This window comes from Pyxidicoccus sp. M6, from assembly GCF_055568925.1.
The window spans coordinates 1,059,448-1,077,007 of sequence record NZ_CM145714.1 but is presented as its reverse complement, the minus strand read 5'-3'; the positions used below and the strand labels follow the sequence as shown (position 1 = coordinate 1,077,007).

Below are 17,560 nucleotides of genomic sequence, written 5' to 3'. Positions count from 1 at the left end.
GACAGGCTTCCGAAGCGCGGGCGCGCGGGGCGCTTTCACGCTAGTTAGAGAGCCGCATGTCGGAACAGGCGGGAACGCTCGGGGAGCACCAGGGCACACAGCGCGCGCTCTGGTCCGACGCGGGCTGGCGGCGGTGGGTGGCGGCCTCATCCGTGGTGCGACTCAGCGGGACGATGGCCGCCTTCGCCCTGCTGCTCGCGGGCGAGGCGGCCACGGGCTCGTACGCGTCCGGCGCGTGGATGGCGAGCGCCTACGCCTTCGGGGCCGCCGCGGCCGCGCCCTTCCGGGGACGCGCCATGGACCGGCGGCTGCTGCCCGACGGCATGCGAGAGCCGCTGCTCATCACCTCCGCGCTGTGCCTCGCGCTGGCGGCGTGCTGTGTCGCGCGGGCGCCGCTGTTGCTGCTGCTGGGTCTGTCGCTGGCGCTGGGCGTGGTGCCCGCGGGCGTGTTCGGCGCGTACCGCGCGTTGATGCCCGCGCTCCTGCCGCCGCGCCTCTTGGAGCCCGCCTTCTCCATCGACGCGGTGCTCATCGAGGTGCAGTGGGTGCTGGGCCCGCCGCTGGTGGGCGCGCTCGCGCTGGCACACCCCGCGCTGGCCCTCGTCACGCTGGCGGTGTGCAACGCGGGCGGCGCGTTCCTCAACCGCCGGCTGCCACGGCGCGAGCCGCCTCCGTCCTCCACCGCCCCTGGCGAGCGCGTGTCGCTGGCCCCCTTCCGAACCGGCATCCCGGCCCTCATCTACCTCGGCGTCATCTCCAACGGGGTGAGCTGGGGCCTGGTGGACGCGGCCATTCCTCCGCGCCTGGAGCAGGTGGGCGCTCGCGCGGAGGCGTGGGGCCTCATGGCGGCGCTCCTGTCCGCCACCAGCGCGGTGGGCGGGCTGCTCGCGGCGCAGACGCGGACGCCCGGCTCGGACGCGGCGGCCCTGCGGCGCGGGCTCTTCTTCCTCGCGGTGTGGGGGGCCATGCTGATGCCCACCGGGCTCATGGAGAGCTCCTGGGGCATCGCCCTGTGGCTCGCGGCGGGTGGCTTCTTCCTCGCGCCGCAGTCCGCGCTCTACATCTCGCTGCTGCAGCGGCGGCTGCCCGTGGACCGGCACGCGGAGGGCTTCGCGCTCTTCAACGCGAGCTGGGCGCTGGGCATCGGCGCGGGCAGCGCGGCGGCGGCGGTGCTGCTGGACACCGCCGGCTCACAGGTGGCCATGCTGCTGTCCGGCGTCGCGCCCATCCTCGTGGCGCTGGGGGCCCGGCTGTCGCGGCATGTCCGCTAGGCGCTCGCGTGCCGGAGCCTCCCTCCCGAGCAGGCGCGGCAGGCGCACCATGAAGGTGGTGCCCTCCCGGGGACAGGAGCGGACGCGCAACATGCCGCCATGCGCGTCCACGATGTGCTTCACGATGAACAGGCCCAGCCCCAGGCCCCGGCTGTCGCGCGCGTCCTTGCGCTCGGCGCGCTTCATCGGCTCGAACAGGCGCGTGCGCAATTCCGGTGGAATGGCCGGCCCCAGGTTGTGGACCGCGAGCGCCACCGTCGCGCGCGTGCCATGCGTGCGCACCCGCACCGGCCCCTGCTCCTCGCTGTGGTGGATGGCGTTGTTCACCAGGTTGGTGATGACCTGCGCCAGCCGGTCCGCGTCCCACTGGCCCCGGCCGTCGCCGGTGCACTCGATGACCAGCCGCCGCTCCGGATTGGCGAACTGCACCTCGTCCACCACCTGCCGGGTCAGCTCGTGCAAGTCGAACAGCCGGGGCTGCATGGGGATGCCGCCCCCCAGCCGGGCCTGGGTGAAGTCCAGCACGTCGCGCAGCATGCGCGTGGCGCGCTCGGCGCTGGAGTGGATGCGGCCAACGGCCTTGCGCTGCCGCTCGTCCAGGTCCTCGCTGCGCAACAGCGTGGTGGCGGCCATGGTGATGGCGGAGATGGGGTTGCGCAAATCGTGGCCGACGATGCCGATGAGCAACTGCTCGAACTCCGCCCGCCGCTTCGCCTCCAACTCCGCGGCCTTGCGCTCGCTGATGTCCTGCATGGCGCCCACCATGCGCACCGCGCGGCCCGAGCCGTCGCGGACCACCTGTCCCCGGTCCGCGATGAAGGCCCATGTCCCGTCCCCGCGCAGGAAACGGTACTCGTCCGACCAGTGACTGCCGTCCTCCTCGATGAGGACCTGCATGTCGTGGCTCACCCGCACGCGGTCGTCGGGGTGGATGCGCCGCGTCCATTCCTCGATGTCCAGCGGCGGTTGGTGGGGCATCAGGCGGAACTGCTGGACGGCCAGCTCGCTCCACTCGATATGGCCGGTGTCCAGCTCCCAGTCGTAGATGACGTCGCTGGTGGCCAGGGTGGCCAGCCGGTAGCGCATCTCCGACTGGGCGAGCACATCCTGCGCGCGGTGGCGCTCCGTGATGTCCAGCGACACGCCCGCCACGCTCACCACCCTGCCGTTGGCGTCCACCACCGGGGAGATGCGCACCAGGAACCAGGAGCCGCCCATCTCCATCTCCATGACGAAGTCCTCGCCGGCCTGCGCGCGGTGGGCGGCCTCGATGAGGTCCGGCCGGTCCGAGTAGACCTCGAAGGTGGAGCGGCCCACGAGCTGGTGGGCGTCCACCCCGGTGCCCCGCAGCCCCTCGCCCTCGCAGAGGGTGATGATGCCCTTCTCGTCCGTGGACCAGATGATGATGGGGAGCTGCGTGACGATGCGGCGCAGGTGCTCGCGGGCCTCGTCGCGCTCGCGCTCGGCGCGCCGCGTCTCGGTGATGTCCGTGGAGATGCCGCAGATGGCCGCCACGCCGCCCATCTCGTCCGGCAGCGGGAACTTGACCGACTGGTAGATGTGGGGCCCATCCGGATGGAGAATCACTTCGTCGGTGACGATGGGCTGGCTGCTGGTGAGCACCTGCCGGTCGCTGAGCTCGCAGACCTCCGCCATGTCGGGGGGCAGCATCTCCTGGTCCGTGTGGCCCACCACTTCATCCCGACTCCTGCCGAGCGACTTCCCGAAGGTGCGGTTGATGAAGAGGTAGCGGCCTCGCGTGTCCTTGGCGTAGATGTCGGCCGGCGCATGGTCGAGGATGCCGAGCAGCGTCGCCTCGTTGGCCCGCAGACCGCGCTCGTGCTCGCGGCCATGCTGCGCCACCGCTTCCGCGAGCCCCTCGTCGAGCGCGTGATTGAGCATGCGCAGCGCGGCCAACTCCGGCCTCCAACCCGCTTCGTCCAGCACCTCGAGGATGGCGTCGCGCAGCAGGCCGTACTCGCGAACCAGCGTGCCCGCGTCCACGCCCGCCGCGTGGCGCTCCAGGCCGAGCCGGCCACCAGAGGCCCGGGCCCTCTCCAGGTCGAGCGTCACGTGCGGCCCACGCAACACGTCCACCAGCGCGTCCACCAGGCCAGGCGCGCCGAGCATCCGCGCCTCGCGGGTGGGCGACCGCTTTCCCAGCACCTCGCCGACGAGCGCCTCCCAGCGCTGGAGGATGTCCTGCCTCCGGGCCTCCAGCACGTCGGGGAGGAGGCAGGGCGGTGTCGGGCAGGGGTTCATGCAAGCGCCTCCCCTCCAGTGAAGGTGTGCAGCCCGAAGCGATGAGGATTGGGCATGGCTGTCACAATTTGGATACCGCCCGGGAGAGATGGGGGCTCTTCGCCCCGCCGACGGAGCCGGGTGATGGCCCGCACAGGAGACGGCCACGGGTACGCCTCCTCTTGATGGGAGCACGCTCACCGCTGACAGGGCACTGGCGAGCAGGCGCCCCAGATGCCCCTCCTCTCCCGCCGGGCCTCCGCCTCCAGCGCCTCGAACTCGGAGCGCCGCGCGCTGCCCGCGGGCGGCACGTGCAGCACACAGGCGTGGCCCCGCTCCACCAGGAGCGTGTTCACCTCGCGCCCGTCCACCGACACGTATGCGAGCAGCCGGCCGAAACGGTCCGTGCACGCCTCGCCGTACGCCAGCGTCACCTGGCGTCCCTCGACGAGTCCGCGATTGAAGGCGTGGGCCTCCGAGCCGAAGCAGTCCCGCGACCCTCCGGTGCTCTCCGGGGTGTCGACCAGCAGGTAACGGACGCGCTCGCCACCTTCGAGGAGGAGCGTGTCTCCGTCGATGACCTCCTCCACCCGGGCCGTGGTGGGTCCGCACGGAGAAGCCGTTTCTCCTCCGCAGGACAGGAGCATGGCGGCCAGCACCGCATGACACGCCCACCGGCTCACAGCGCGCATGAACGGTTCTCCATGCCCGGAGTGCCCCGGTCTCCGAGGCCGTAGCGGACTCCCGTGGGTGCGGGACAGAAGCTCCCCGAGAGGTCATTCCGCGTGGGGTCGCTCCGCGTCGGGTCCACCTGCGAGGACACGCCCGGCACCGCCGCCGTCGTCCACGTCACCGCGTCCAGCAGCCGTCCCTCCACGGAGAGCCGGAGCATGCGGGTGCCCGCGCTGTTCGCGAGGTTGAAGGAGAACGTGCCGAGCACCGAGGGCAGTCCGCCGTTGACCGACGTGCCCTCACTGCGAGCGATGACGGCACGGCCACCGGCCTTCAATGACAGACACAGCGTCGAGGTGAACACCGTGCTGCTCCCGCTCTCGTTGGAGAGACTGACGCCGTTGAGGTCCACGTCCTTCAACGCGAGCACCTCGACCCACTCGCCCGTCGCGTCCGCCACGGCGCTCGGGTCCGCCATGTATTCGGTGAGGACCAGCGAGCCAGCGTCTGGAACCCTCGGGGCTCGGACCTTCCCGGTCGGCCGGTCGATGCAGCCGTTCACCGGGTTGCCCGCGTCCGGAGTGCCTCCATCCGTGGTCCCCGCATCGGGCCTGCCTGCGTCCGGCGAGCCCGCATCCGCACGGCCCGCGTCCGGCGAGCCCGCATCCGCACGGCCCGCGTCCGGCGCACCCGCGTCCGGCGCACCCGCGTCCGGCGCACCCGCGTCCGGGACTCCGCCATCCGCGCCACTTCCCACGGTACACACGCGATTCAGCCGGCCCGGCGTCCCCAGGTTGCCGCGAGTCCCGTAGACCTCCGTGGCCTGGCACCACGCGTCCTGTGAGTCATTGCGCCGCGCATCCGCCAGGGGCGCGGACACCTGCGTGGCCACGCCCTCATCCGCGGGGCCGTACACGGCGGCGTCGATGACCACGTCTCCCGCCCTCACCATCACCACGCCACCCGAGTTGCGCAGGTCCACGCCGAACGTGGCCAGAGGCGCGGGCAACCCACCGTTGAGCACCGCGTCCGCGCGACGCGCCAGCACCGCGCGCGCCCCGGCTGCGAGCGACAGGCACGCCTTTCCCTCCACCTTCGTCCCCAACGAGTCCGTGCCCACCGTCAGTCCATTCAGGTCCACGGGGACGGTGGCCATCACCTCCACCCACTCGCCCAGCGTGTCGTCGCCGCGCGGATTGGCCATCACCTCGGTGATGACCAGGTCCCCCTCACGCGGCCGCACCACGGGCCTCGTGGCGGAAGCTCCCGCCGGGACACAGGACTCCACGACGCCCGCGTCCCCTGTCGAGGCATCCGAAGGCAACGTCGAGCCACAGGGCGCATTCGCCGCTCCCGGACTCCCCCGCCCAGGCCCCGCATCCTCCGCACCCGCTCCGTCACACCAGCGCGCGGGGTCATCGTTCCCCGCCGAGTCGGGCACGAGCCGGCCATCGTAGATGCGGGCCACTCCGCTCCTCGTGGGCGCGGTGAGCTGCACCTCGTCGACGACCCGCTCGCCGCACCTCACTCCCAGCTTCCCACCCGAGTTGCCCAGTGCCCCGAGCGCCTCTCCGTACGCATGGTCCACGTGCGCGGGCAGCGGGCCCTCACGCACGTCTCCGAGCACGAGGTAGCCCCCGGCGGTCACCGGCACATTGCTGGTGAAGAGGTAGGCCCGCTCCTGCGAGCCATCCGTGCGGGCCGCATAGAGCGTCAGCCCATGCAGGTCCACGGTGGCTCGCGTGGGATTGTGCAGCTCGACGTACTCCTGCCCGGTGTCCGTCCCCACGGGGTCATTCAGGTACTCGGTGATGACGAGGTCCCCGGCCAACGTCCCGGCGCACGCCTCGTCCACGCTGTCGTCCAGGGCCGCCCCTCCACACGCCCATGCGCCGAGCAACACCCATCCTGCCAGCCCCACTCCCCATCCCCTCATGTCGGCAACCCTCACTTTCGATGTCAGAACCGCGTCTCCAGCTCCAGTTGGAAGAGGTGGCGCGGCGGGTCCGGCGGCACGCGGGCCGTGCGCGCGTCCTTCAGGTCGAGCACCCACGCGTACCGGGCCCGGGCCGTCACCACACTCGAGGCCCAGCTCGCGTCCACGGCGGCGCGCAGCTCCTGCCGGAGCCGGCTGCGCTCGGAGAGGTCCTCGTCCTTCCACACCACGCGTCCACCCAGCTTCACGGACTCCGCGGGAATGAGCCGCACGTCGAGCACGGCCTGTCCGTCATACCGGGGCCCCTCGGCCTCGGGCTCCACCACCCGCGCATGCCCGTACTGCACCGCCACCGTCACGCCCTCGGTGAGCTCGGACCGCACTCGCGCGATGACGCCTTGGCGTCCTCGTGAGCAGGAAGTCGTTCCATCCTCGGAGTCCGTCCCTGGGTCCTTGGAGCAGGCACCAGCTCCCGAGTCACGCAGCTCCACCTGGAGCGACGGCTGGAACCGCGGCCACTCGAGCCAGTCCGCCCGGGCGGAGGCACGCACGTTCATCGCGCCCGCCGTTCCCGGCTCCGCGCCGTCGGCCGGCAGCGTCCACGCATCCACCTGTCCCCGTACCCGCCAGACACGCTCTTCCCGCTGGAGGTAGCGCACACGAGCCCCCAGCTCGTTGCGCACGCGCAGGCCCTCCAGCGCATCCGGCCCCGAGGGCGCGCCGCTGTACGGATTGGCGAACTCCCGCCCGTAGTAGCGCAGCGCCACCTCCAGCTCGCGCCGATTGCCGGAGACCACGGTGCGCTGAAGCGCGGCGAAGCCTCCGCCGCCATCCGGTGCGCCATCGAAGCTGCGCGTCCCCTCGAAGAAGAGGTCCACCGCTCCACGGCCCCAGGCCGCATCGAGACCGAACGCGCCGAAGCCTCCTCCCGCCGGGTAGCGGGCGCTCGGCTGGAAGTCGAGCTTCGCTCCCTCCAGGGACCACGCCGGCCGGGAGGCCCAGCCTGTCAGCCCGACATGCACACGCGGGGACAGGGACAGCGTCGCGTTGCCTCCACCCGCCCATTCGCTGAAGACGCCCGGCAGGGTGCGCGCGGTGAGCTTCTCCACGTGGGAGCCCGACAACGGCACCAGCACCTCCGGAGCACGGCAGGAAGCGCGCGAGTCCACGCACGCGGAGCGGTCCAGCACCGCGCTCCGCTGAAGCGAGCGGCGCTGATACGAGCCGAAGCCCGTGAGCGACAGCTCCGCGCCCGTGCCCACCGGACCACGCACGGTGCCCGCGACGCCACGAAAGCCCTCATCCCAGGCGAAGTCGGGAGTGACGTCGGACAGGCGCTCCTCGGGCTCGCATCCCGTGCCGCCGACGAGACACTCGCGCTCCAGTGCCCCAGGCGGGCGCACGCCATCGTCGGGGAGGAAGCCCTCCGGTGACGGCAGCGACGTGCTGTCCAGCGTGAGGCGCTGACCGAAGCCCAAGCGGTACGTGCCCGCCAGCACCGAAGCACGCTCGCCCGTCCACTGCGCGTAGAACTTCGGCAGCAGCACCGCCGTACCGGGAGCATCCACGACGAGCGCGCGCCGGCTCGCATCCCGCCGGAGCCCACCCAGACGGCGGCGCGCGAGCGAGAGCAACACGCCCGTCCTCAGCCCCGCGAGTCCCGCCGCGCGGACCTGCAATGCGGCGGGAGGTAGCAACGAGTCCGACGCGGCGAACGCCATCAGCAGCCGCGCATCACCGGTGAGTCGTCCAGGCTCACGCCTCACGAGGAATGACGCGAGCCTTCGCTCCTCTTCTTCCGTGAGGACCGACTCCGACGGAGGAGACCCGCCGTGCCGCCGCAGCAGCGCATCCACCTCCGCGTACGTCAGCCCGGGCAGTCCATACAGCGTGGCCCGCGACGCGAGCCTCGGGTCCACTCCGGCCCGCCGCAGCGCCAGGAGCGCCGCGAGCGTCTCCGCCGAGATGGCCCCCTCCTCCGCCAGCGCGAGCAAATCCAATTCGCCCGCGGCCTCCGGCTCCACCTCATACGGCGCCGCCCGCGCCGGTACCGCGAAGCCCAGCCACCACCCCAACACCCCCACCCAGAGAACGCGACGCACGCCGCGCCCCACTGCACATCCGAAGCCACCGTTCCCTACAGCGGCCCCAATCCCTCACACCGTCCGCGTCAGGGACTCCGGCGTCCAGTAAAGAGACACGCCTCAGGCCCGAGCGGCCTGGGGGTCCTCCAGCAACAACTCCTCGGCAATCGACTGCGCGGCCACCGCGCGCGCCTGGGCGGCCGCATGGCGCTGCCGTGATTCCTCACTCCCATCCAGCGCGGCCAATGCCTGACGCAGGTCTGACTCGGTGGTCAGCAGCAGTGCCGCCAGGTGCATTCGCTCCAGTTCCATCAGCATCCAAGAGACTCCACTCGGCGCCCTGCCATTCATTAACACGGAATAGCAGGAGGGCCCGACGCTCGTTGTCCCGTGGCCCCCAGTGCAGACCCGGGGCCAGCTTCCCAGGCCACCAGCCGAGCGCGCTCGCACACCTGTGTACCCGGGAACGCCTCACGCCACCCCTGGGGCGGAAGTGTGTCGCCCCGACCATGTATGCTCTCGCTCCGCTCCAATGGGATACGTCCACATCGTCCGAGACTTCCCCTCCCCCCAGGAGGGCTTCGCCCGCACCGTGCGCGTCTACACACCCGACGCCTACGACGCGCTGCCGCATCACCGCTTCCCCGTGCTCTACATGCACGACGGGCAGAACGTCTTCGCCCACCCGGAGTCGGCCCGCTTCGAGACGTGGTGCGCCAACCTCGCCCTGGAGCAGGGCGTGGGCACGGGCCGCATGGAGCCGTGGATCATCGTCGCCGTGGACTCGGGCGCCGGACGCGTCCAGGAGTACTCCCCCTGGGACGAGCCGCGCGGCAACGTGAAGGCCCGCGGCGAGGCCTACGGCCGCTTCCTCGTGGAGCACCTCAAGCCGCTGGTGGACCGCACCTACCGCACGCGCCCCGAGGCCGAGTGGACCGGCGCCATGGGCTCGTCGCTCGGCGGGCTCATCTCGCTCTACCTCGGCTGCCGCTACCCGGATGTCTTCGGCCGCATCGGCGCGCTGTCCCCCACCGTCATGTGGAGCCAGGGCCGCCTCTTCGAGGAGTGGTCCATCCACCGCCGCAGTTGGACGCGCATCTACCTGGACGCCGGCGAGCAGGAGTACATCCACACCGACGGAGTCCCTCTCAACTACGGCGAGGCCACGCGTGCCTTCTATGAGCACCTGCAGCGCGCCGGCTATGCCGCTCACGAAGTGTCGCTGGTGCTGGAGCCTGGAGGCGAGCACCACGAGCGCGACTGGCAACGCCGCCTGCCGCACGCGATGCAGTGGCTTCTGGGGTGAGGCGCCGCACTTGAAGCTTCGCAAGCCCGTGCCGCTGGAGCAGCGGCTCGTCTATGTCCAGGTGGTGGAAGGCCTGCTCCAGCATGGACTGCACGGCAAGGTGACGCTCCGGCTGAAGGAGCGGCTGCGGCAGGTGGGCATCGATTTGGACCGGCCCCTCCTGCCCGCCTACCCCGTGCCGCTGTGGACCCACTGTCTGTCCATCATCGTCGAGGAGGCGTACCCCGGCATTCCCCGAGAGGAGGCCTTCCGGCGGCTGGCCGACACGCACGTGCAGGGCTACGGGCGCACCGTCATCGGCCGAGCGGTGTATGGCGTCATGCGGCTGCTCGGCCCGCGCCGGCTGGTGCAGCGCATGCCGCTGACGCTGCGCGCGACGGACAACTACACGGAGGTGGAGCTCCTCGAGCGCTCCCCCAACCTCTTCGAGATGAAGATGAACTCCGCGCTCGACACGCCGGGCTACGTCGAGGCCCTCTTCGAGTCCATGCTCCGCGTGGGCGGCGCCGAGTCCCCGAAGGTGACGCGGATTCGCGTGGACCCCGGCGTCCCCAGCAGCACGTACCAGCTCACCTGGACGGAGCGCTGACGGACGCTCACTCCGTCGCCTGGATGAAGCGCACCGCCTCGTGCATGGCGTCCAGGTCCGCGTGCCGGGTGAGGTACATCTCCTCGCCCATGAGGCTGTGGTAGACGGACGGCAGGTCTTCCTGGTGCAGCAGCAGGGACTTGCCCAGCCGCTCCACGATTTGTTTGTGATTGTGTTTGTAGCGGCGGCTCTTGCGGCGCGCGCTATGACAGACGTTGTAGCGCGGCGTGTAGCGAAAGTCCGCCACCGGGTCCCCCGTCACCACGCGCGCCCAGAGCCGGTACACGTCGATGTCGCACGTGTAGTTCATCATGTCGGTGATGAAGCCGCCGGGCGGACGGAGGTTGACCTCCAGGACGATGAACTTCCCATCCGGCAGGCGGAAGAACTCCAGGTGGAACCAGCGCTCGCGCAGGCCGCACGCGGCCACCACCTCGCGGCCGAGCACGTCCAGGCCTGGGGGAATCTCCTGGAGGCTCCAGAAGGAGATGTCGCGCTTCTCCAGCACCGTCTCCATGCCGCCGTCGCTGTACTGGTGGCTGAGGTTGAAGACGATGGCGCCGTGCCGGTCCACGATTCCGTCGTACGTGACGATGGTGCCACGCACGAAGGGCTGCGCCACGTAGGACGTGGGCAGCGGATGCGCCAGGGCGGCATCCACCTCCTTGTCGCTGGCCACCTTGAAGGTGTGGGCCGCGCCCACGCCCACGTCCGGCTTGAGGACGAGCGGGTAGCCCACCTTCTCCGCGAAGGCCTTCACCTGGCTGGCGTCGCGCACGCGGATGAGCTCCGGGTGGGGCACGCCGGCGGCGTGGAAGACCTCGGCCATGCCGGACTTGGAGCGCAGCCGGTGGATGTCCGCGGGCTGGAGGCCGGGGACGTGGAAGTCCTCGCGCAGGCGGGCCTCCACCTGCAGCCAGGACTCGTTGAGCGAGTCGATGCGGTGGATGCGCCCGTGCTTCCACGTGAGGTAGCCGGCGGCGCGCAGGAGGGCGTCCTCGTCGTGGAGATTGGGAACGAGGAAGTACTCGCGCAAGGCGTCGCGCAGCTCGGAGCGCAGCGAGTCGAAGGGGGCGTCGCCGATGCCCAGCACCGTCACGCCGCGCTCGCGCAGGGCGGTGACGAAGTGGAAGTACTGGGGCGGGAATTGGGGGGAGATGAAGACGAAGTTCATGGCTCCTCGGTGCGGGTCCCGACGACGTTGACCATAGCGACGCCCTGGGTCGAGGCCTACTTCCTTGCCGGCCCTCCAGGAGGGTGTACGACATTTCACTCCTGGAGTGGGATGGCCTTGGAATGAAAAGCCAGGGAGGCGAGCAGGGCCGCGGAGAGGGGGGATGGTCCTCGCGGAGCGCGGGCGCCTACGCTCTCCGGCACCCACCCCCGCCGCGAGGTATGCCACGAACCGCTTCACGGGAGCCGCGACTCCACTCACACCCCAGGGCATCGACGCTGGTGCCAGTCGGCTGTCCGTCCACCCCGCGGAGCTGTGGACGGTGCTCCAGGTGGAGACGCGCGGCTGCGGCTACTTCGCGGACCGCCGCCCCGCAATCCTCTTCGAGCGCCACATCTTCAGTAAGCGGACGAAGGGCCGTTTCGACGCGCAGGCGCCGGACATCAGCAACCCGAAGGCCGGCGGCTACGCGGGCGGGGTGGCGGAGTACGAGCGGCTGGAGAAGGCACTGGCGCTGGACGCGTCCGCGGCGCTGAGCAGCGCTTCGTGGGGCCTGGGCCAGGTGATGGGTTTCCACGCCGTGGACCTGGGCTACGGCACCGTCGAGCAGTTCGTCGAGCGGATGATGGCGTCGGAGGACGAGCAGCTCGGCGCGCTCGCGGCGTTCATCGAGAAGAACGGGCTGGTGAAGGCGCTGAAGGACCACGACTGGGCGAGCTTCGCGAAGGGCTACAACGGCCCGGCGTACGAGAAGAACCAGTACGACAAGAAGCTGGCCCAGGCGTATCTGAAGCTGTCCACGCAGGCCGCGCCCGACCTGAGCGTGCGCGAGGGACAGGTGCGGCTGATGTTCCTCGGCTTCGAGCCGGGGACTCCGGATGGCGCGTTGGGCTCTCATACGAAGGCGGCCCTGAAGAAGTTCCAGGCGCAGCAGCAGCTCCCCATCACCGCCGAGTTCGACACGGCCACGATGGACGCGCTGAGGAAGCAGCAGGCCCTGCTGCCTCGGAGCGACTCCGCCCCCATTGCCGCGAGTCCGCCGGCCGCGGTGCCAGCGCTCACGGCGGCGCCCGCGATGGTGGCTCCCGCGCTCGTGGCGAGCCCGCCCAGTGCCGCGCCGGCCCTTGCCATCAGCGCACCCGGGGTAGCCCCCTCGGCGAACACGGCCATCACCGCCCCGGCTGCTGCCGTCAGCGCCACACCGAGCACGGCCATCACCGCCCCGGCCTGGAGGCTCGCGCCGCGCAGCAGCCCCGACACCGCGGCCACGCTCGAGCCCCTGCCCTTCGCCCCCACGGCGCCCACGATGCAGGAGGCCCCGCCTCTCCCCGAGCCGCTGGCCACGCAGCTCCGCCAGCGCCTCGCGCAGCCGCTCGAGCCGGACGTCCAGTCCGAGCTCTCACGCATCCTCATCTTGCGAGGCAAGGCCGCTCCGGAGCTCGGAGCCCCCGCCGTGGAGACGCTGGACCTGTGCCTCACCGCGCTGCTCGGGGACAAGCCCAACGTCTCCTTCGCGAAGAGCACGCGCCTGCGCATCGCCTCCGCGCTCGCGGACCGCCTCTACCCGCTGCGGCCGCTGCCCATCCTCCGCTCCAGCTCGCCGTCCATGCAGGTGGTGCTCGGGCTGGGCCTGCTGTTGCTGTGCAGCCACGCCCTCGCCACCGTCGTGCACCAGTTCTTCACCACCGAGACGACGGTGTTCCTCGGCCTCCCCGCGCGCACGCTCCTGCTCGTGGGCCTGTGCGGTGCCGTCGGCGGCGCGGTGAGCATCCTCATGCGGCTCAGCGACTTCGAGAAGCTGCGCGGCGCCAGCCGCGTGTCCATGCTGATGCAGGGCTTCTTCAAGCCGCTGGTCGGCATGTACTGCGCCATCTTCGGCTTCGCGCTGATGAAGTCCGGTGTCATCCCCCTCCAGCCCGCGACAGCGGAGTCGGCCCTCTACCTCCACATGTCCGTGAGCTTCCTGCTCGGCTTCAGCGAGCGGCTCGCGCAGGACCTGTTCATCCGCGCGGGCGAGGGCCTCGGCTCCGTCGGCACGGACCGCGCCTGAAGCGCCGACACCGAGGGCCCCTCCCGCACGAAGGAGGGGCCCGGGAGCCTCACGACCAGACGCGCCGCCCTACTTGCACTTCTTGCACTCGTTCTTCCAGCTCCCCTGGAGGCTATCGGGCAACGGCTCATAGCTGCAGTCGTTCGCGGCCTTCGCGCCAATGCGCACGTGCTTCGGGACGTAGTCCTCGAAGAGGATGCACACCTTCGCCTTCTTGTCCGGCCCCTGCACCTCGAAGCGGTAGTCCGCGTTGAGCTCCTGGCACGGCCCGCCCTGCGTCTTGAGGCGGTCCGTCACCTCCTCCCAGCCGCGATGCTCCGTCACGAGGAACACGCGGAAGTCCTTCACGCGGCAGTCGCCGAAGTCGAGGAAGATGTGGGTGATGTTCTTCTCGCGCTCGATGGGCTCGTAGCAGATCTTCTTCCCGCATTGCCCCCACTCCTGCTCCTCCGTCTGGGTGAGGTAGCGGTCGACGGCGCTCTCGTCCGTGGATGCCTCCACCGGTGCGTCGCCGCCACAGCCCACGCCCAACACGCCCGACATCACCGCCGCCACAAGGCCTGCTTTCCACTGGCTCATCGGAGACCTCGCTTCACTGCCCGAAGGCAGCACCCGGGAGCGGCCATCGCTCCCGGGCGGCGCATCCAGCAACGCATGTGCCGCGCGCGGGGATGTCCAGGCCTGGAAGGCCCACCGGAACGGGGAGGCAGGTCCCACCGACCGCGAGACGAGGCCAGCGCCGGTTTCACGTCCGTCGCCGTCCACGCCGTGAGACGCCCGGTCCCTCCGATTCCCTCCGTGAGGCAATGCGGGAAACAGCCCGAGGGAAAACCCTCGCTGGGGCCGCGACGACTCGGAGGAGCTTCGACGACATGGGCCGCGCGTGTTATGGCGCGCGAGCATCCCGAGCCCGTCCGGTGGCCACGCATGGCGCACGAGGGATGCGTGGGAGCCGCGAGCGTTGTCATCCTCCGCCGTCGTCATCGAGAACACGTCAGTGAGCCCGTGGGAGCGCTGGGGGCCGTGGCTGGGCGCGGGGCTCGGCGTCCTCTGGTTCCTGGCGCTGGGCGGCGCGGCGGCGCTCGACCCGACGAACCTCGACTGCGTGGGCGTAGGCGACCAGGCCAAGAGCGTCCTCGGCTGGCTCCACTTCCGGAACGCGCCGTGGGGCTTCCCGCTGGGGCGCGTTCCCTCGCTCGCGTACCCGAGCTCCACGACCGTGGGCTTCACCGACTCGACGCCCTGGATGTCGGTGGCGCTGAAGCCCTTCTCGCGCTGGCTGCCCCGGGACTTTCAGTTCATCGGCCCCTGGTTCGCGCTGTGCTTCGCGCTCCAGGGGTGGATGGGCGTGAAGCTCCTGGAGCTCCTCACGCCCCGTCCGTCGCAGCGCCTGCTGGGGGCGGCCCTCTTCATCATGGCCCCCGTGCTGTATTACCGGAGCGGCCATGACGCGCTCTGCGCGCAGTGGCTGCTGCTGGGGATGCTGTGGCTGAACCTGCGCCCCCGCGCGGACCTCCGAGCTGCCTGGAGGGATGTGGGAGGGGCGCTGGTGCTCGCGGTGCTCGCCGCGGGTGTGCACCCGTACCTGGAGGCCATGGTCCTCGCCCTCACGCTGGGGCTGGTCGTCTCGTTGGTGTGGCGGGAGCGACTGCTGTCCTGGCGCGCCGGAGCCACGGCGCTCGCGGGCGTGCTCGCTGTCGTGGGAGCACTCTTCATCCTGCTCGGCTTCGTGGGCCAGGGCGTGTCGCCAGCGACGAGCCTGAGCTTCGGCGACTTCAGCGCGGACGTGCTCACCCTCTTCAATCCCATGCACACCTCGAAGCTGATGCCGGACCTGCCCGTGTCTCCGGGGCAGTACGAGGGCTTCGGCTATCTCGGCACGGGGGTGCTCGCGCTCGCCGCCGTGCTGCTCCTCCGGCCCGCGCGCTGGTGGCCGCGAGTGAAGGAGGAGCTGAGGGCCCGGTGGCCGCTGGGGCTCGTGGTGCTTGCCCTGACGCTGCTGGCCCTCTCCACGGTGGTGCGGGTGGCGGGACACAAGGTGCTGTCGATGCGGGGCCTGACCCAGGCGCTGCTGCCGGTGCTGGCGCCCTTCGGCGCGTCGGGCCGGTTCATCTGGGCGCTCCACTACACGCTGCTGACGGGAATCCTCGCACTCATCCTGTGGCGCTGGAGGGAGCGTCCCCGCCTCGCCACCGGCCTGCTGCTGGGCGCGGTGCTGCTCCAGTGCCTGGACACGGATGACCTGTGGTGGAGGGGCCGCTTCCATGGCGCGACGTGGCCGAGGCTGACGGCACCGGCGTGGGAGCAGGTGGACCCGTTCTACCGGCACGTCGTCCTGTATCCTCCGGCCATCCACAACTGGAAGGAACCATGTGCCGCGCAGTCCTTCCCGGAGGACGCCTACGTGCGCTTCGGAGACCTCGCGTACCGCAAGGGGATGACGACGAACAGCATGTACCTGCCGCGCTTCGACGCGGTGAAGCTGAAGGCCGCGTGCGAGGCGCTGCGAGCCGACGTGCGCGAGAGCCGCTTCGCGACGGACACGCTGTACGTGGTGGACGCGAAGGAGGCGGCGGCGTTCCAGCGTCCGGAAGCCGGGCTCACCTGTGGCGAGCTGGACGGGTACACCGTCTGCGTGGCGGCGAAGGAGGGCCGCTTCCGCGAGGCCCTCATGCACAGGGGGAATCCATGAACCGCGTGACCCGGCGTGCGCTCGCGCTCTTCATGGCCCTGACGCTCGCGGGCTGCGCCAGCACCACCACCATCCGCAGCAAGCCGACGGGCGCCACCGTCTACGTCGACAACCGGCTCTTCTGCATCACGCCCTGCAAGTACTCGGACCGGCGCGTCTCGTTCTCCAGGGTGTCACTCCGCCTGGAGAAGGAGGGCTACGAGCCCGTCACCACGGTGATGCGCCGCAATGGGGGCGTGGAGGTCTCCGCCATCTTCTTCGGGGGACTCCTCTTCCCGCTCATCTGGGTGATGGGCTACCGGGGCGAGCACAGCTACGTGCTGAAGCCCGCGATAGACCCGGAGGCGCTGGAGTGGGAGAAGCCGTCCGGCTCCGAGGACACCGACGACCTGTACTGACTAAGTAGGTAGCCAAAAGTTCTCTAACAAATCCCGCAGCCAGAACCCCTCCGCGAGGATACCCGCCTTGCGGAGGGCCTGCGTCGGGGTGAGCGAGAGGGTCCAGAGGACAGCGGCGTCAACATGGTCGGCAACCGTGGAGTACTGGCGATTGGCCGAGATGTGCAGCTTCAGCTCCCTCCAGACGTGGTCCATGGCGTTGAGCTCGGGACGCTGCTTGGGGAGCCAGAGCAGGTGGATGTCCAGCTGCGCCGCGAGTGCCTGCGAGCGCTGTGCGGTATGGCATCTGGCCTGGTCCAACAGCAGCAGCACCGGTCGGCCCGGGTAGGCAAGGCGAAGGATGCGCAGGAAGGCCATGAAGTCCTCCTGCCGTCCGCGCTGGCTGGTGGCCAGCACGCGGTGGCCGGTCCGTGGATTGATGGCCCCCCACAATGTGCGTTTGGCGTTCTCCCCGGTGATGGGAACCTCGGCTTGCTCGCCTACCGGAGCCCATGCTGCGCGCAGCGGCGGAAACCACCTGAGCACGGTGCTGTCCATGATGAGCAGAACCGCACGTGGAGACTGCACCTTCAGTGTCGTCAGACGACGGACAAGACCCCTTTTTTCTGCCCCAGGTGAGGCGCGCGCGTCACGTACACGTACCGGGGCCTCTTCCACCGCAAATCCGCCTCGTGCAGCCGACGACGCAACGTGCGTAGTGACACATCGATGCCTTGTTGATGGAGGTGCGTGCATAGCAGCGGCACCGTCCAACCGTGCGTCGCCCAGCCAGCCTCCTGCGGACTCTGCCGGACCAGTTGCCGCAGGAGCGTAGCGGTCAGGCGCGAGGCGCCCCGGGGCCGCCCGGTACGCGGGCTGTCCAAGAGCGCCTCGGGCTCGTGCGACTCCAAGTAGCGTCCCAGCCAGCGATAGACGATGGGTCGGCTCAGCGCGCACAGACGCGCCACCTCTCCCACTGGCTTCCCCTCGGCCACGAGCTTCACAGCCAGGAGCCGGCGGAAGTGGCGGGCATCGCGAGCCTCTCGCAGCGCCCGCTCCAGCCGTCGCCTGTCGTAGGCTGTCAGCCCAAGCTCGGCAGGACTCCTCACGCGTCGCATGAGCCGGATCCTGCGCGTCCAGGCCAAATTTGTCTCCGAACTTTTGGCTA

At 70.5% G+C, this 17,560-nt stretch carries 15 protein-coding genes; 6 read left to right on the top strand and 9 right to left on the bottom strand.

The window, feature by feature from the left end:
- The first annotated feature begins 56 nt into the window (after positions 1–56).
- Complete coding sequence (locus tag ACVTJA_RS04575; protein ID WP_465834097.1) at positions 57–1,271, top strand: MFS transporter; 1,215 nt, start codon at positions 57–59, stop codon at positions 1,269–1,271.
- On the opposite strand, the gene ACVTJA_RS04570 is transcribed toward ACVTJA_RS04575, so the two are convergent.
- The 5 genes from ACVTJA_RS04570 to ACVTJA_RS04550 all read right to left on the bottom strand — a co-directional run bounded on the left by ACVTJA_RS04570 (position 1,191) and on the right by ACVTJA_RS04550 (position 8,522).
- The gene (locus tag ACVTJA_RS04570) at positions 1,191–3,533 is read right to left on the bottom strand and encodes a PAS domain S-box protein (protein ID WP_465834096.1); all 2,343 of its coding nucleotides are present in this window, start codon (positions 3,531–3,533) and stop codon (positions 1,191–1,193) included. The two genes, ACVTJA_RS04575 and ACVTJA_RS04570, sit on opposite strands and share 81 nt — an antisense overlap.
- Before the next feature lie 176 nt (positions 3,534–3,709).
- On the bottom strand, positions 3,710–4,204 hold the full coding sequence (locus ACVTJA_RS04565; protein WP_465834094.1) for a thermonuclease family protein: 495 nt from the start codon (positions 4,202–4,204) through the stop codon (positions 3,710–3,712).
- A complete protein-coding gene (locus tag ACVTJA_RS04560) occupies positions 4,192–6,120 on the bottom strand; it encodes a lamin tail domain-containing protein (RefSeq protein ID WP_465834092.1) in 1,929 nt (642 codons plus the stop codon). The genes ACVTJA_RS04565 and ACVTJA_RS04560 overlap by 13 nt, the downstream gene beginning before the upstream one ends.
- A gap of 23 nt (positions 6,121–6,143) precedes the next feature.
- Entirely contained in the window at positions 6,144–8,222 is a 2,079-nt protein-coding gene (locus ACVTJA_RS04555) for a hypothetical protein (protein WP_465834091.1), read from the bottom strand.
- A gap of 102 nt (positions 8,223–8,324) precedes the next feature.
- Positions 8,325–8,522, bottom strand: coding sequence for a hypothetical protein (locus ACVTJA_RS04550; protein WP_465834089.1), 198 nt, complete (start codon positions 8,520–8,522; stop codon positions 8,325–8,327).
- A gap of 214 nt (positions 8,523–8,736) precedes the next feature.
- On the opposite strand from ACVTJA_RS04550, the gene ACVTJA_RS04545 reads away from it, so the two are divergent.
- Together ACVTJA_RS04545 and ACVTJA_RS04540 are read left to right on the top strand one after the other, a co-directional pair.
- Positions 8,737–9,510 carry an alpha/beta hydrolase gene (locus tag ACVTJA_RS04545; protein WP_465834088.1) on the top strand — a complete coding sequence of 258 codons (774 nt, stop codon included), beginning with the start codon at positions 8,737–8,739 and terminating at the stop codon, positions 9,508–9,510.
- 10 nt (positions 9,511–9,520) lie between these two features.
- Positions 9,521–10,099 (top strand): TIGR02265 family protein, encoded by a 579-nt coding sequence (locus tag ACVTJA_RS04540; RefSeq protein ID WP_465834086.1) that lies wholly within the window; start codon positions 9,521–9,523, stop codon positions 10,097–10,099.
- A gap of 7 nt (positions 10,100–10,106) precedes the next feature.
- Here the strand turns inward: ACVTJA_RS04540 and ACVTJA_RS04535 are convergent, their stop codons facing one another.
- A complete protein-coding gene (locus tag ACVTJA_RS04535) occupies positions 10,107–11,273 on the bottom strand; it encodes an ATP-grasp domain-containing protein (RefSeq protein ID WP_465834085.1) in 1,167 nt (388 codons plus the stop codon).
- Positions 11,274–11,436: 163 nt separating this feature from the next.
- On the opposite strand from ACVTJA_RS04535, the gene ACVTJA_RS04530 reads away from it, so the two are divergent.
- Entirely contained in the window at positions 11,437–13,323 is a 1,887-nt protein-coding gene (locus ACVTJA_RS04530; protein WP_465834084.1) for an N-acetylmuramidase domain-containing protein, read from the top strand.
- Between the two features lie 69 nt (positions 13,324–13,392).
- On the opposite strand, the gene ACVTJA_RS04525 is transcribed toward ACVTJA_RS04530, so the two are convergent.
- Positions 13,393–13,902 carry a hypothetical protein gene (locus ACVTJA_RS04525; RefSeq protein WP_465834083.1) on the bottom strand — a complete coding sequence of 170 codons (510 nt, stop codon included), beginning with the start codon at positions 13,900–13,902 and terminating at the stop codon, positions 13,393–13,395.
- Positions 13,903–14,284: 382 nt separating this feature from the next.
- On the opposite strand from ACVTJA_RS04525, the gene ACVTJA_RS04520 reads away from it, so the two are divergent.
- Both ACVTJA_RS04520 and ACVTJA_RS04515 read left to right on the top strand, forming a co-directional pair.
- On the top strand, positions 14,285–16,015 hold the full coding sequence (locus tag ACVTJA_RS04520; RefSeq protein WP_465834081.1) for a DUF6311 domain-containing protein: 1,731 nt from the start codon (positions 14,285–14,287) through the stop codon (positions 16,013–16,015).
- Positions 16,012–16,413, top strand: coding sequence for a PEGA domain-containing protein (locus ACVTJA_RS04515; protein WP_465834079.1), 402 nt, complete (start codon positions 16,012–16,014; stop codon positions 16,411–16,413). The genes ACVTJA_RS04520 and ACVTJA_RS04515 overlap by 4 nt, the downstream gene beginning before the upstream one ends.
- Here ACVTJA_RS04515 and ACVTJA_RS04510 read toward each other — a convergent pair whose 3' ends face one another.
- Together ACVTJA_RS04510 and ACVTJA_RS04505 are read right to left on the bottom strand one after the other, a co-directional pair.
- Positions 16,414–16,950: a transposase gene (locus ACVTJA_RS04510; protein WP_465827577.1), complete on the bottom strand. Its 537-nt coding sequence runs from the start codon at positions 16,948–16,950 to the stop codon at positions 16,414–16,416.
- Positions 16,951–16,991: 41 nt separating this feature from the next.
- Positions 16,992–17,510, bottom strand: a complete 519-nt coding sequence (locus tag ACVTJA_RS04505) for a helix-turn-helix domain-containing protein (protein ID WP_465827579.1) — start codon at positions 17,508–17,510, stop codon at positions 16,992–16,994.
- Positions 17,511–17,560 lie beyond the last annotated feature (50 nt).

Excerpts from the sequence above, each read along its gene's own strand:
- ACVTJA_RS04525 (WP_465834083.1), bottom strand. The coding sequence starts at position 13,902 with ATGAGCCAGTGGAAAGCAGGCCTTGTGGCGGCGGTGATGTCGGGCGTG.
- ACVTJA_RS04545 (WP_465834088.1), top strand. The coding sequence starts at position 8,737 with ATGGGATACGTCCACATCGTCCGAGACTTCCCCTCCCCCCAGGAGGGC.
- ACVTJA_RS04535 (WP_465834085.1), bottom strand. The coding sequence starts at position 11,273 with ATGAACTTCGTCTTCATCTCCCCCCAATTCCCGCCCCAGTACTTCCAC.
- ACVTJA_RS04505 (WP_465827579.1), bottom strand. The coding sequence starts at position 17,510 with ATGCGACGCGTGAGGAGTCCTGCCGAGCTTGGGCTGACAGCCTACGAC.
- ACVTJA_RS04565 (WP_465834094.1), bottom strand. The coding sequence starts at position 4,204 with ATGCGCGCTGTGAGCCGGTGGGCGTGTCATGCGGTGCTGGCCGCCATG.
- ACVTJA_RS04575 (WP_465834097.1), top strand. The coding sequence starts at position 57 with ATGTCGGAACAGGCGGGAACGCTCGGGGAGCACCAGGGCACACAGCGC.
- ACVTJA_RS04510 (WP_465827577.1), bottom strand. The coding sequence starts at position 16,950 with ATGGACAGCACCGTGCTCAGGTGGTTTCCGCCGCTGCGCGCAGCATGG.
- ACVTJA_RS04570 (WP_465834096.1), bottom strand. The coding sequence starts at position 3,533 with ATGAACCCCTGCCCGACACCGCCCTGCCTCCTCCCCGACGTGCTGGAG.
- ACVTJA_RS04515 (WP_465834079.1), top strand. The coding sequence starts at position 16,012 with ATGAACCGCGTGACCCGGCGTGCGCTCGCGCTCTTCATGGCCCTGACG.
- ACVTJA_RS04530 (WP_465834084.1), top strand. The coding sequence starts at position 11,437 with ATGGTCCTCGCGGAGCGCGGGCGCCTACGCTCTCCGGCACCCACCCCC.
- ACVTJA_RS04550 (WP_465834089.1), bottom strand. The coding sequence starts at position 8,522 with ATGCTGATGGAACTGGAGCGAATGCACCTGGCGGCACTGCTGCTGACC.
- ACVTJA_RS04560 (WP_465834092.1), bottom strand. The coding sequence starts at position 6,120 with ATGAGGGGATGGGGAGTGGGGCTGGCAGGATGGGTGTTGCTCGGCGCA.